Below are 14,894 nucleotides of genomic sequence, written 5' to 3' on the forward strand. Positions count from 1 at the left end.
TTTCATTAATTTTTAGTGATAAAAATAACTTTTATTATATATAATAGCTTTTATTTTCTAAATTTTATTATATTTAATAAAAATATTCTATACATTTATTTTTTAATTCTAAGTTGAATAGAAATAAATTTTATTTCATTTTACTGTGATATTTTACTTTTTTGAAAGTTTTAAACTGTTATTTTAATCAAACTAATTAAGAATTATGAAAGAAAAATTACTTGTCTACTTGTTCTTATTGTATGCGGTATGTGTTAATGCTCAAAATGCAACATATACTGTTACAGGAACAATTACAGATGCTAAGACTGGGGTTTCGCTTCCTGGTGTTAGTGTTGTGCTAAAAGGAACACGGATAGGGGTAGATTCAGATTTTGATGGTAAATTCTCTATTCAAGTTAAAGATCAGAACTCTGTTTTAGTTGTGTCTCTTTTGGGCTTTGAAACAAAGAGTGTCCCTGTTGGTCAGAATAAAACACTTGATATTGGTCTCGTTGAAGATGTGACTATGTTAGATGATGTTGTTTTGATAGGTTATGAGAAAGTGCATAAAAGGGATGTAACTAGTTCTATATCTAGTATAAATAGTGAAGCTATAGAGAGTATTCCTGTGTTAAATGTTTCAGGATTGATTGCGACGCAAGCTTCAGGAATACAGAATGTTAATTTATCGGGAGCTCCTGGAGGTCGTGGTGCGTTGGTTATTAGAGGGAATACTAGTGTGGGTAGTGATATTGATGCTGATTTAGCATTTAGTACGCCTTTGTATGTTATCGATGGAGTCCAAACAAGTTTGGATGACTTGGCAGGGTATGGAGTTTCCAATATAGACTTTTTGGCTTCATTAAATCCTGATGATATAAAAAGCATAGATATATTGAAGGATGCTTCTGCGGCTGCAATATACGGTTCAAGAGGGGCTAATGGGGTAATTATTATAGAAACAAAGTCTGGTGGGAATTTGGCTAAACCTGAATTTTCATTTTCTACGAGTTTAGGGTTGCAACCAAAACCAGATTTGGTAGGTATGTATGTAGGAGCTTCTGAGCGAAGAGAAAAAATTGATTTAGTAGAAAGATGGTGGCAGCCAAACGAATTACAATCAGATAGATTGCCAATTATGTTAACGGATAGTATAAATCCTTCCTTTAATAATAATGTAAATTATCAAGATTTGTTTTATAAAACTGGAGTTGCTCAAAAGTATAATTTTAGTGTTAGAGGGGGAAATAAAGAGATGAATTATAGAGTGTCTCTTGGTTATGATAATAGAGAAGGTGTTGTTGCTGGCACAGGATTAGATAGGGTTACAGTTTCAACAAATCTTAGTTTAGGAACTGGTAAAAGATTTTCTGATAGAATTATAACTAGGCTTACTTATACTGATCAGCAGACAGGGCAAGGAAATCCAAGTCACGGACGATTTAATTTAAATTCTACCCTTCCAACAAGTCCAGCTAATCTTCAATCATCATTGTTTACTTTAACGGAAGATAGAATTCAATCGCTTAGAGGAGAGTTGGATGATAAACTCAATACAGATGAAACAATACTTGCTAGTATTTCAAACTTTGCTGAATTTGAACTGATAAAAGGATTGAAGTTGAATTCTCAGTTAAGCTTTGTGTACGATAGTAATAAAAAGAATTTTTATGAGCCTTCTACAATCCGTCAGGACGGAGATGGATTTGCTAGTGCCGCAGACTATACAAGAAAAAATGTTACTGCAGAGACTTATTTAAGTTTATTTAAAGACATAAATGATAATCATGTAATTACTGGGGTGCTGGGGAATAGAGTCGATTATAATAAATATGAGAGTATGAGATTAAGTGCTGTGGGCTTTGGAAGTGACGCTGTACAAGTAATCAATAATAGATATACGCAAGATCAAGTAGCTGGAGCAACAGATTTATCAGAAAATTCTTTAGTATCGTTTTTTGGTAGGATGAGTTATAAGTTTAAGGATCGTTATATGTTAGCTGCTAATTATAGTATAGATGGCTCTTCTCGTTTTGGAGAAGATGTTAGATGGGCTAAATTTCCGTCGCTATCAGTAGGTTGGATTATGTCTGATGAGCCATTCTTTAAGCCAATTAAGGAAGTAGTTGATTATTTAAAATTCAAAGCGAGTTGGGGAGTTAATGGTAAACAATTCCGCGAGAATTATTTAAGATATGGAGCTTATAATCTTGGTTATGGAGGTGTTGCTAATCATAACACTAGTTTAATGGATGTGTCTAGCTATGGAGGTGTAACAGGAGTGATTCCTAATTATAATTCTATTGCAAATGATGCGCTTTCGTGGGAAGAAACGAAGCAATGGGACTTAGGGTTTGAATTGGAAATGTTTAATAGAAGGTTGAGTTGGACTTTCGATGCATATCATAAAAACACTGAAAAATTATTCTTTAATGTTGATTTCCCTGCATATTCAGGGTACAATAGTGCTGCGACTAATATAGCAGGAGTAATTAATTATGGTTGGGAGTCTATGGTTAGATATCATGTTTTCCCAAGAAATAATGATCTCAAGTTGGAGTTAATGCTCGGGTTTAGTAAAAATGAGAATTATGTATCTAAACTACCTAATGGGAATAGAGACTTTATAGGGGGGACGTCCTCTAACAACCGATATGGGTATGTAATAGGTCAGCCTCTTAATTTATACTTTATGTTTAATAACGAGTATATTTTGGATGATATTAGTGACTTGCCAGTTAATCCTTATACAGGAGATCCATTAAGTGGTAAAGGAGCTTGGGCAGATTTTAGACCAGGAATACCAATCTGGAAAGATTATAATGGAGATTACTTTTTAGATGATCAAAATGATCAACAATTAATACGTGATATTTCTCCTATTCCAGATGTACAAGGATCGTTTAATATTAACATGCAATATAAGAAATGGTATTTTCAGGCATATAGCCAATTTTCTTTTGGTTCAGAGATATACAATTCAGTACTTCAAAGTTATATGGATGCTTATGACCGAGGAGGAGACAGATGGGCTATTCGTGGTTTGGCTGACTTGAATGATTTGTCGTTTTGGCAACAGCCTGGTGATGGTGCTGCGGGTGCGAGATTTCCAGCTTTTTATCCTTCAACGAATAGTATTAGACCATTTTATAGCTTTAAACCTCGTCAAACATTATGGATAGAGGATGGTGATTACTGGAAAATAACTAATGCATCAGTTGGGTATACTTTTGATGGAAAGGAGAGTTTTATGAAAAAAATAGGACTTTCTAGACTTAGATTTTTTGTAAATGTTTTAAATCCATGGCAATGGCAAAAATCAAAAACAGTAGTTGATGCATCAATGGTTAATGCAAAGGGGTATACTTATGGAAATGGTTATCCTGCAGCCAAAACGATTTCACTGGGTATTGATACAAAATTTTAAAAGACATTAAAATGAAACAAATAAAAAAGTTTTTAATAATAGGCGCTGCTTTTTTTGCTAGTTGTTCAGACGTATTAGATCAGGAGCCTTTAAATATAACTCATCCAGATGTCTTCTGGATAAGTCAAAGTAACGCAGAGCAGGCTTTAGCTGGTGCTTATGGGTTATTTAAAGCTGGGATTACTTACGACTCTAATTTTTTAATATGGGGGGAGTTCCCTGCTTTAACGTTTATGGATAGTAGGCAGTCGTTTATTAATCCAATAGAGAATTCTGGAAATTATGTGTTAAATTATAGAACGCAATCTAGAGATTGGTCTCAGTTGTATAGAGCTGCTAACTGGGCGGTAACTATAGAGAGCTATGTAGAGGAGATGCCGGTAGATTTATTTGATAGTCCATCAGAAAAGAACAGAATACTTGGAGAAGCTGCATTTATAAGAGGATTGAGTTATTTCTATATGTCAAGAATATGGGGGGATGTACCAATTATAGATGAGTCTATTGAGAATTCTAGTCAGTTAGTGAACGATGATGGGTATATAGTAACTAAGCCCAGAGAGGATGAGCTTAAAGTATTAGATTACGCTCTTGAGGCAACAAATAAAGCTATCAGTTTGTTAGAATATTCTTCGCCAGGGCAAGCTAGTTGGGCAATTACTGCAAATAAGGCGAGTGCAGAGGCTTTAAAAACACATATTACATTATGGTATGCTAGTAGAGATAATGATAATCCAGAAATGATTCAAGCATCTATCGATGCAGCGACTTCTGTTATTCAAAATAGTGGAACATCACTTATAGACTATGCAAATGAGGGGAAGGAAGGTTTTGATGCTATGTGTATAGGACAATCAAAGACGGGACTTTTTGAAATTAACTTTGATTCTTCTTTGAATGAGTCTATCATAATGCGAAGTGGAGCAGTATATTTTACTGGGTTAACATTAAATTTTCCAATATGGGAAAGTGTAACTACAGGCGCAAGTCCATATATGAATCCAGATTTTTATGGGAATGACTTTATGTTTAATGATGAGGAGAGGGAAAATGATGCACGTCGTGATTTGTTCTTTTTTGAATATGAGGAAAATGAGGAATTCTCTTTTCTAAATAAATATTCGCATGGATCTCAAGATCCTTCTTCACAGAGTACTTATGATAAGTTTTTAGAATCAAATATATTGATTTTTCGTCTAGCAGATATTTATTTGTTAAGAGCTGAAGCCTATGCGAAACAGGGTAAAGGAGCTTTAGCTGTGTCGGATTTAAATATGATTAGAAATAAGGCAAACGTAGTTAACTATACGGGTTCTACAGATAAAGAGTCGCTAATGAAAGCAATTTTCGATGAAAGAGCTATTGAGTTAGTGGGGGAAGGACAAGCTGCTTATGATAGAATTAGAATGAATTATTTTGAAGGTGTTACATGGGCTGATGAATCTAGAAATAGTAGTGAAGGTTATTACTGGCCTATTTCAATTGAAATTATTTCCAATAATTCAGCTATAGTTCAAACTGATTATTGGCAAGGAAAGATTTAAAAAAGATTAATTAAAATTTAAGAGAATATGAAAAATATATTAGGTGTTATTCTTCTTTTAGGAATTCTAATGGTTTCCTGTGATGATAATGGAGGGTATTTAGATGATGGAGGTGTTAGTAGTCCTGAATTAGGGGTTAAGACAATGGATTTTTTACGATCACACTCACAATTAGATACCTTAGCCATGCTTATCGATAAAGCAGAGATGGCGGAAGTAGTGAATGGAGATGTTACATTGTTTGCTCCAAATAATTTAGCTATCAATAAGTATGTGGATAGACTTCTTTCCGATTTACGACAAGAAGATTCAGAGGCAGAGTTTACCGTAAATGATATTCCTAAGGATACATTAACCAAATACCTTGGAGGATACATTTTTGAAGGTAAGTTAACACGTGCTAATATTCCTATAGAGCAGGGGGAGATTTATACTTCAATAAATGGGGAGACTAGAAGGATTTCATTAGAACCTTCTAATGACTATAGTGATCAATTAGGCTACCTTCCAGATTTTGTTTATTTCACATATAAAAATGAAGAAGAGTGGGATGTATGGGATGATATAGAGGATGATGATAAAATAATAGTTAAAACTTCAGATTTGCAATCAACGAACGGAATTATTCATGTATTGCAGGGAACCCACGTACTTTTTAATTATAAATCAAATGACTAACCTGTAAAATAGAAACTTAAGAGATGAAAAATATAATTAATTACTTGATTTTATTGGGTATTGCCGTTGTTTCGTGTACACCTCCAGAAGTGGGATATATTAGTGATAATATACAATCTAGCGTAGATACTCTTATAGCCCCTAAAGGACTTTTTACAGTGGGGGTAATTCCAATTTCAGATGGGTCAACTTACCCTTTGCATTGGGAGATAACAGGTATCACAGATGAGAATGGGAATTTAACAGACGAACTTAATAAAGAGCGAGAAATACTAGTGTGGACATCAGCTTTCAATGGAGAAACAGATACTACTTTTGCTCAGGTAGAAGAAAAATTAAAGTTGGAAAACCATCCTCCTATTTTAATAAATGATGTTAGTGGAGAATTGGCGGTAACTCAAGCTAGTAAGTTTGTTGATGGAGACATTTTTAATATAAGTGTAAATGCCTCGAATGTTAAAGGGTCTAAGCAGTTAGATAATTTTGTGTCACTAAAATTAACTCCTTTCATTCCTGTGCAGTTTGAGGGGCTTATGGTTTCTCGAGTTGAACTACTGAGGGCTAACGGAAGATCTGTAAATCTTTTTCAAGATAGAATTGACGGACAGTCTGATGATGCTGTACCTAGTATTTTGGATGGAAGTCATCAGTATTTTACAATAACTAAAGTGTCTGATGAGCCTAGTTTAGGAGTGCAAACAAGAATGGTGATCACGGATAGTTATGATAACCCTATAGATCCATCTAAAGTTGTTTTTGCGCCAAGAGGAGCTGACTTTTTTCAAAACTATCACGATAATTCAGTAGATACAAAAACTGATGACGAGGCAACCATTTTTTCTTTACCAGCTCCTCCTTTTCCACAATATAGTAGAACTTTTGGCGGAGACAGAAGTTATCAAATGTATTATATAACTACTCCTGATACTTTTGTTTTTGATAAAGAGGCGTATGAAAGAGATCATGAGGCTATAGATTGGGCGCCATTTACGGATTCTGATACGGGAGAGATTAGAAACCGTGGGTATATGCGTTGGGCTGTTAAAATAAATGATACTGGAACTTGGGAACTCAGAATGAGGATACCTTATACCAAGAAAAAGGAATAATAACGATTTAAATTATTTGCTTTTGTTGTAAAAGGGAGTTATTATATATTAAACAGCTCCCTTTTGTTATTTTAAATTATGCCAAATAGTCTAATATTCGTTCTAAAGCCATTCCTCGTGAACCTTTTATTAAGATATGTTTTCCTATAGGTTTGTGTGTTTTTAAGTGCTCCTTAAGGTCTTCGAAGGATTTAAACTTTAAGGCTTTAGTCTCTGTTTGATAAAAATTCTCACCAACAAGAATAGTAGTATCAAAGCTTAGTTTTTCTGCAAGCTCAGCTATATATTGATGCTCCTCTTCAGCTTCATCTCCAAGCTCGAACATGTCTCCTAGAATAACTAATTTAGAATACTCCTTTAATTGATCAAAATTTTCTAAGGCAACCCTCATGCTCGAAGGGTTTGCATTGTATGCATCTAAAATGACTTGATGGCTTTTAGTTTTTATTATTTGAGATCTATTATTGCTAGGGGTATATTTTTCTATAGCTTCTTTAATAGCTTCAGGGGTTATTTTAAAATGACTCCCAATAATAATAGCGATTGCAATGTTGGTAAAGTTGTATGTGCCAATTAAATTAGAATTGATGCTGAGGTTTTTGTAGTTAACAGATACAAACGGGGCAGCGCTTTCTAATGAAATTTTATAAGTAGTATCGTTAGAATCACTAAATCCAATCTTTTTACTGTATGTATCAAGCTTTTCAACTTGTATCGGATCATCTCCGTTAAAAAATATAGTTTTATTGTTTTCGATTAAGAAATTATAAAGCTCACTTTTTCCTTTTATCACTCCTTGAACTCCTCCAAATCCTTCTAAATGTGCCTTCCCAAAGTTTGTGATGTATCCATAATCTGGAAGGGCTATCTTACAGAGGTTTTCAATCTCTTTTAAATGATTGGCGCCCATTTCTACAACCCCTATTTCTGTGGTTTTATCCATAGATAATAAGGTGAGCGGAACACCAATATGATTATTTAGGTTTCCTTTTGTAGCAACTGTTTTAAATTTTTTAAATAAAACAGCATTGATTAATTCCTTAGTTGTTGTTTTTCCATTACTTCCAGTAAGTGATATTATTGGGATGTTTAAATAATTCCTATGGAACTTTGCTAGTTCTTGAAGTGTCTTTAGGCAATTTTCGACTAGGATTATAGCATCAGAAGTTTTGTATTCTTTTTTATCTACAACAGCATAAGATGCGCCTTTTTTTAAGGCTTCTTCAGCAAAAGAATTACCGTTAAAATTTTCGCCTTTTAAAGCGAAAAATATAGAATTGTCTTCGATTTTTCTTGTGTCTGTAACAACTCCAGATGTAGTCAGGAATATGCTGTGTAGTGCTTCTATTTTCATAAATTAAAAGTATAAAAAAAGCTCTGAAATTTTCAGAGCTTTTTTATTAAAATATTGTGTAGACTTTTTTAGTGTCTTGGTGTCTTTTTTTCTTTTGCTTTAGAACCAACTCTAGACATTGCGCAACGGAAACCGATGTAATCTGTAGCCATATACTGCGGTAAATATCTTCTTTGTGCAGGATCTAACCAATAAGCTCTATCTTTCCAAGAACCTCCTTTGTAAACTCTAACTTCGTCGTTAATAAGAGTAGTTCTTGTATTGGAGTCATCTATTTGTTTCATAATGTTTCCTAAAGAATCTCTAACGATTTTATTTTTAGGAGCGTTATACATTCTTTTAGAATCATCCTCACTATCCTCATCACTAAACATATCGTAATATCTTGTAGAACCTTTATCACCATCACGATAATTTCTGTTATCACTAGTGTCAAAGTTTGTTCTTAGGTAAGTGTCGTTATTATCGATAGGAACCATAGCGATTTCTCCAGGAAGATCACGCGCAACAATTCTACCGTTACTTAGAGTGTCGTATTTAATTCCGTCTCTACCAACAATCTGTACTTTTCCGTCTTCTCCAATAGAAGTCTTCATGTATACATTTCCTCGGTAGTAGTTAAAATCGTTTGCTTCATCATCTACAATCGGTCTATATACATCGGCAACCCATTCTGCAACATTTCCAGCCATATCATATAATCCCCAATCGTTTGGAGCATAAGATTTTACTTGAGCTGTAATATCTGCGCTATCATCAGACCAACCTGCAATACCACCGTAATCTCCTTTTCCTTGCTTAAAGTTAGCAAGTTGATCTCCACGGTTTTTTCTTTTCCCAGATCTAGTGTATTCACCTTCCCAAGGATATTTTTTTCTACCTCTGTAGTTGTTGTATTCTCTAGTTCCAACAAGAGCAGCAGCAGCATATTCCCATTCTGTTTCTGTAGGTAATCTATAAGATGGCATAATAACACCGCTCGATCTTTTAGCAAAAACATTAGTAGAATCTCTTTTTACCTTCCCTTGTAAAGAATCTATTTGACCGCCATAAACATTTTCAGGACTATTTAAATAGGTCTCTGTACTAAAAGTTCCATCGCTTTCTCCATTTACAGCAGAGTATTTGCTGTTTTTGGCTAGATACCCTTCACGTTCTAAAAGTAATTCATTAACACGGTCGGTTCTCCATTCAGAAAATTGAACAGCTTGAACCCAGTTAACACCAACAACAGGATATTCTGCGTATGCAGGATGTCTTAGGTAGTTATTGGTCATTACTTCGTTGTAACCCAGTCTATTTCTCCAAACCAATGTGTCTGGAAGAGCGCCTTTGTATATGTTGGCATAAGCTGGATCGTCTGGAGGATATACACTTTTGAGGTAATCAAGGTACTCCATGTACATCTTGTTTGTAACCTCTGTTTCATCCATGTAAAAAGACTGAACGTGTTGTTGTGTAGGTGTGTTGTTCCAGTCGTGCATTACATCATCTTGTACCTTACCTCTAGTAAAGGTACCACCTTCTAGAAATACAAGGCCAGGAGCCGTTTCTTGTTCCTTGAAATTTGTATTGTATTGGAAACCACCTTCTTTAGAGTTGATTTCCCAACCTGTAGCTCTGGAAGTGTTTTTAGAAGAGTTGTTACAGCTAGTAAAACTCGCAAACGCTACCAAGCATAATACATATGGGTTAAAAAGATACTTCTTCATAGTTAAGATTTGAGTTGTCTTAAATAAGTGTGCAATATAGTAATTAAGTATTTTAATTCAATTTTTTTCATAGAAATTGTGCGTATAATGTTGTCAAAGTCTACTGCGCTGTTGTAAAACGCTTAAATGCCAATTTTATTATTTATGGCTTTGGATTTTTGCGAATCTTAGCGAAAAAAATCATTTCATTTAAACCATTTTCTATTTTTTTATTAAAAATCAACTCTTCTATATACTATATTTGTTAACGATTCGTTAATGCTGTATTGTCACAATTAGAGTTTACAGATGTTGTCGAATTATAATAATAAATTATATTTGTTTATAAATCAACCCAAGCTAATAATGAAATTATTTTCTTACCCTACTATTTTTTTATTTCTACTTTTTTCAGGCTCATTGGTGGCGCAGTCGGCACCAGAAGATTATAGAGTAATAACTACTGCTGTCCCTTTTCTATCAATAGCTTCGGATGCGCGAGGAGGAGGAATGGGAGAACTTGGGGCTACTACTTCTACAGATGTATTTTCTCAACAATGGAATCCCGCTAAATATGCTTTTGCTAGTAGACAATATGGAGTTGGAATCAGCTACACGCCATATTTAAGTCAGTTAGTTAATGATATAGCTTTGATAAATGCAACTTTTTATAGTCGGATTAATGAAAGAAGTGCTTGGGCAACAAGTATTCGTTATTTTAGTTTAGGAGATATAGAAACAATTACAGAGAATGAAGCGCTTCAAGGTTTAGCACCTATAATAGAACGCCCTAATGAATTGGCTATTGATGCTTCTTATTCATTGAAATTAAGCGAAACTTTCTCAATGGCCGTCGCAGGAAGGTATTTAAGGTCAGATTTAAAAATCCCTAGTGAGAGTATAGATGCTTCTGCTGCAAGTTCTTTTGCCGTAGATGTGGCAGGTTTTTATACTTCTAAAGAGCTTGTTTATAATAATTTTAATGGTGTATGGAAAGCTGGATTTAATATTTCTAATATTGGACCTAAAATTAAGTATGACGAAGAAGGAAGAGAAAGTCCACTGCCAACAAACCTTAAAGTTGGAGGAGGATTTGATTTTATTTTTGATGCCTTGAACAAACTTTCCTTAAATGCAGAGTTTAATAAACTATTAGTTCCTACTCCTAGTGATTCTAATGGAGATGGCGTTATTGATACTCAAGATGATTTTTATACAGAAAGTTTTTTTACAGGAATGTTTACTTCTTTTGCTGATGCACCAGATGGATTAAGTGAAGAGCTTAAAGAGATAACTTGGGCTTTGGGAGCAGAGTATGTATATAATGACTCTTTTGCTCTGCGAACAGGTTATTTCCATGAAAGTGAAGAAAAAGGTTCTCGTAAGTTTTTTACTCTTGGAGCAGGATTTAGTTTTAAATCAACCACCATAGATTTCTCATATTTATTCTCTACATCTAAAGTTAAGAATCCATTAGAAAATACTTTGCGATTCTCGCTAACTTTTAATTTGGGAGATGAATATGTAAATTAAGTTTACGGATTTATTTGGTTTTAGTAACTGTTTTTGAGCTGTCTTCTATTGTTTCTTCTGAAGGATTTAATGCTCATTAGATATTCATATAATTATTGTATTTTGCATATACATTACTAAATGTGTAGAATATTATATGAAGAAAATTGAAATAACCACCACGCTTTCGGTTTATGATACTATTGAAGAGCTTCCGTTGGAAGTAAAAGAATTGATGATGAAAGCTATTGGTGCTAGAAAAAATGCATATGCCCCTTATTCAAAATTTAGAGTGGGAGCAGCACTTCAGTTGGAAAATGAAAAAATTGTTGTTGGGAATAATCAAGAAAATGCTGTTTACCCTTCAGGATTATGCGCAGAGCGTGTGGCAATTTATCAGGCTGGAGCTTTATATCCAAAAGAACCCATTAAAATGATGGCGATTTCTGCTTCTTCAGACATATTTAATGTTATTACTCCTATCCCGCCTTGTGGCGCTTGTAGGCAGTCTATGTTTGAATATGAAGAGAATTTGCAACGTCCTATAGAAATCTATTTTATGGGAGAAACAGGGAAAGTTGTAAAGGCAGATTCTGTAAAGGATTTGTTGCCTCTTACCTTTGGAAAAGCTACTTTGAATAATATTTAACAAAAATCTTATATAAAAGCACTTTTTCATTTTTACACTTTTACTTAAAACGCTACTTTTGTATTTCGTTAGAAAAAACATTACTTAGTAGTCAGGTTTGTATTTGTGTTAAACTTGTTAAGTGTGGACATTCGAATTTTTTGGCAAAAAGAAAAATATAGATGAAAAAAGTTACAAAAGAAGTTTACTTGAAATGGTATGAAGACATGCTATTTTGGAGAAAGTTTGAAGATAAGCTGGCAGCTGTTTATATCCAGCAAAAGGTAAGAGGTTTTCTTCACCTTTATAACGGACAGGAAGCTGTTTTAGCAGGTACTTTACATGCAATAGATCCTAAAAAGGATAAACTGATTACTGCATACCGTAATCACGTTCAGCCAATCGGAATGGGAGTAGATCCTAGAAAAGTAATGGCAGAGCTATATGGTAAAGCAACAGGAACGTCTCAAGGTTTAGGAGGTTCTATGCATATCTTTTCAAAAGAGCATAATTTTTATGGAGGTCACGGTATTGTTGGAGGTCAGATTCCTCTAGGAGCTGGACTTGCATTTGCAGATAAATTCTTCAAAAGAGATGGTGTTACTTTGTGTTATATGGGAGATGGAGCAGTTCGTCAAGGATCTTTACACGAAACTTTTAACCTTGCAATGTTATGGAACTTACCTGTAGTTTTTATCTGTGAGAATAACGGATATGCAATGGGAACTTCAGTAGCAAGAACATCTAAAGAACAAGAAATTTGGAAATTAGGACTTGGTTTTGATATGCCTTGTGGTCCTGTAGACGGAATGAATCCAGTTAAAGTAGCAGAAGCTGTAAGTGAAGCAGTAGAAAGAGCTCGTTCTGGTGGAGGTCCAACTTTCTTAGAAATGAAAACATATAGATATAGAGGTCACTCTATGTCTGATGCTCAACACTACAGAACAAAAGATGAAGTAGAAGAGTACAAAAAAATAGATCCTATTTCTCAGGTGAAAAGTATTATTTTAGATAAGAAATACGCGAAAGAGGACGATATTAGTAAAATCGATAAGCGAGTTAAAGATCTAGTTAAGGAATGTGAGAAATTCGCTGAAGAATCAGATTTCCCTGACAAGAATGTTATGTACGACGTAGTTTACGATCAAGAAGATTACCCATTTTTACAGCATAAACTTTAAAGATAATGGCAGAAATCATTAACATGCCGCGTTTGAGCGACACCATGGAAGAAGGAGTCGTTGCAAAGTGGTTAAAGAAAGTAGGAGACAAAATAGAAGAAGGCGATATTTTAGCTGAAATCGAAACTGATAAAGCAACAATGGAGTTTGAGTCTTTTCAAGAAGGGACTTTACTTTATATTGGGATAGAAGAAGGCGATGGAGCCCCAGTAGATTCGCTATTAGCGATTATTGGAGAAGAAGGCGAAGATATTTCTGGACTTATAGATGGAGCTAGTGCTTCTGCAGATTCTAAAAAAGAGGACGCTAAAGAGGCGCCTAAAAAAGAAGAGAAAGTAGAAGAAGGTGAGACTGAAGCTGCTGAGATTCCAGAAGGAGTTGAGGTAGTAACAATGCCACGCCTTAGTGATACTATGGAAGAAGGTACTGTTGCTTCTTGGCTTAAAAGTGTAGGTGATGATGTAGAAGAAGGTGAGATTTTAGCTGAAATCGAAACAGATAAGGCGACAATGGAATTCGAGTCTTTCTACAGAGGGAAATTACTTTACATAGGACTTGAAGAAGGTTCTTCTGCTCCTGTTGATGATATATTAGCAATTATCGGTCCTGAAGGAACGGATGTTGATGCTGTATTAGCTGCCTCTAAAGGTGGTGGGACTGCTCCTGCTAAAAAAGAAGCTTCTGAAGAGAAAGCTACTGAAAAGGAAACAGCTAAACCAGAAGAAAAGAAAGAAGCTACCAATAAAACTGCTACAGACGGAAGAATTTTTGCATCTCCATTGGCTAAGAAAATGGCTGAGGATAAGGGGATCGAATTAGCTAACGTAACTGGATCAGGAGAGAATGGTAGAATTGTTAAGAAAGATATAGAGAATTATAAGCAGCAGCCAGCAGAAGCTAAAGCTTCAGCGGCAGCTCCTGCTCAAGATGCTCCTCAAAATACAGCAATGCCATTTGTAGCTGCTGGAGAAGAGAGTAGCGAAGAGAAGAAAAATTCTCAAATGCGTAAAACTATTGCTAGAAGATTATCAGAATCTAAATTCTCAGCTCCACATTATTATTTAAATGTAGAGATAGATATGGATAATGCAATTGCTTCTAGAGGTCATATAAACGCATTACCAGATACTAAAATATCTTATAATGATATGATTGTAAAAGCTTGTGCGATGGCGTTGAAAAAGCATCCTCAAGTAAATACTTCATGGAAAGATGATGCTACTGTATACAACCACCATGTTCATGTAGGGGTTGCTGTGGCTATCGATGAAGGTCTTTTAGTTCCTGTATTGAAATTTACAGACCAAATGAGTATGACTCAAATTGGTGCTCAGGTTAGAGATTTAGCTGGTAAAGCTAGAAGTAAGAAAATTACGCCTAAAGAAATGGAGGGTAGTACTTTTACAGTTTCTAATCTTGGTAATTATGGGATAGAATCTTTTACTTCTATCATAAACCAACCAAACTCAGCAATTTTATCTGTGGGAGCAATTACACAGAAGCCAGTTGTTAAGAATGGTGAGATCGTTGTAGGGAATACAATGAAGTTGACTTTAGCTTGTGATCACAGAACTGTGGATGGTGCAACTGGAGCTCAGTTTTTACAAACATTAAAAGCGTTTTTAGAGAATCCTGTGACTATGTTAGCGTAGGAAAATCTATTGTTATATTGTATCAAAATCCCGCTATATGCGGGATTTTTGGTATATTTAAAACAAACTACTTCCGAGAGATCCTTAGAGGTGTTTATTAGTAATCGTTTAATCAATTTTTATCTATCCAATATGT

At 34.7% G+C, this 14,894-nt stretch carries 10 protein-coding genes; 8 read left to right on the top strand and 2 right to left on the bottom strand.

The window, feature by feature from the left end:
- The first annotated feature begins 205 nt into the window (after nucleotides 1-205).
- From ACN0TY_RS15465 to ACN0TY_RS15480, 4 genes are read left to right on the top strand one after another with little or no spacing between them, the layout of a single operon-like run.
- Complete coding sequence (locus tag ACN0TY_RS15465) at nucleotides 206-3,409, top strand: SusC/RagA family TonB-linked outer membrane protein (protein ID WP_417445190.1); 3,204 nt, start codon at nucleotides 206-208, stop codon at nucleotides 3,407-3,409.
- 11 nt (nucleotides 3,410-3,420) lie between these two features.
- The gene (locus ACN0TY_RS15470) at nucleotides 3,421-4,953 is read left to right on the top strand and encodes a RagB/SusD family nutrient uptake outer membrane protein (protein WP_417445191.1); all 1,533 of its coding nucleotides are present in this window, start codon (nucleotides 3,421-3,423) and stop codon (nucleotides 4,951-4,953) included.
- 27 nt (nucleotides 4,954-4,980) lie between these two features.
- Nucleotides 4,981-5,631, top strand: coding sequence for a fasciclin domain-containing protein (locus tag ACN0TY_RS15475; protein WP_417445192.1), 651 nt, complete (start codon nucleotides 4,981-4,983; stop codon nucleotides 5,629-5,631).
- Between the two features lie 23 nt (nucleotides 5,632-5,654).
- Nucleotides 5,655-6,740 (top strand): DUF5007 domain-containing protein, encoded by a 1,086-nt coding sequence (locus ACN0TY_RS15480; RefSeq protein WP_417445193.1) that lies wholly within the window; start codon nucleotides 5,655-5,657, stop codon nucleotides 6,738-6,740.
- A 76-nt stretch (nucleotides 6,741-6,816) separates the two neighbouring features.
- On the opposite strand, the gene ACN0TY_RS15485 is transcribed toward ACN0TY_RS15480, so the two are convergent.
- Together ACN0TY_RS15485 and gldJ are read right to left on the bottom strand one after the other, a co-directional pair.
- Entirely contained in the window at nucleotides 6,817-8,094 is a 1,278-nt protein-coding gene (locus tag ACN0TY_RS15485; RefSeq protein ID WP_417445194.1) for a UDP-N-acetylmuramoyl-tripeptide--D-alanyl-D-alanine ligase, read from the bottom strand.
- Nucleotides 8,095-8,162: 68 nt separating this feature from the next.
- Nucleotides 8,163-9,806: a gliding motility lipoprotein GldJ gene (gene gldJ, locus ACN0TY_RS15490; protein ID WP_236960099.1), complete on the bottom strand. Its 1,644-nt coding sequence runs from the start codon at nucleotides 9,804-9,806 to the stop codon at nucleotides 8,163-8,165.
- A 345-nt stretch (nucleotides 9,807-10,151) separates the two neighbouring features.
- Here gldJ and porV point away from each other — a divergent pair, with 345 nt between their 5' ends.
- The 4 genes from porV to ACN0TY_RS15510 all read left to right on the top strand — a co-directional run bounded on the left by porV (nucleotide 10,152) and on the right by ACN0TY_RS15510 (nucleotide 14,758).
- Entirely contained in the window at nucleotides 10,152-11,318 is a 1,167-nt protein-coding gene (gene porV / locus ACN0TY_RS15495; RefSeq protein ID WP_417445195.1) for a type IX secretion system outer membrane channel protein PorV, read from the top strand.
- Between the two features lie 136 nt (nucleotides 11,319-11,454).
- Nucleotides 11,455-11,946, top strand: a complete 492-nt coding sequence (gene cdd / locus ACN0TY_RS15500; protein ID WP_417445196.1) for a cytidine deaminase — start codon at nucleotides 11,455-11,457, stop codon at nucleotides 11,944-11,946.
- 161 nt (nucleotides 11,947-12,107) lie between these two features.
- Complete coding sequence (pdhA, locus tag ACN0TY_RS15505) at nucleotides 12,108-13,106, top strand: pyruvate dehydrogenase (acetyl-transferring) E1 component subunit alpha (RefSeq protein ID WP_236960093.1); 999 nt, start codon at nucleotides 12,108-12,110, stop codon at nucleotides 13,104-13,106.
- A 5-nt stretch (nucleotides 13,107-13,111) separates the two neighbouring features.
- Complete coding sequence (locus tag ACN0TY_RS15510) at nucleotides 13,112-14,758, top strand: 2-oxo acid dehydrogenase subunit E2 (protein WP_417445197.1); 1,647 nt, start codon at nucleotides 13,112-13,114, stop codon at nucleotides 14,756-14,758.
- Nucleotides 14,759-14,894: the final 136 nt, after the last annotated feature.

The organism is Joostella sp. (assembly GCF_048266025.1).
GTDB lineage: Bacteria > Bacteroidota > Bacteroidia > Flavobacteriales > Flavobacteriaceae > Galbibacter > Galbibacter atrarenae.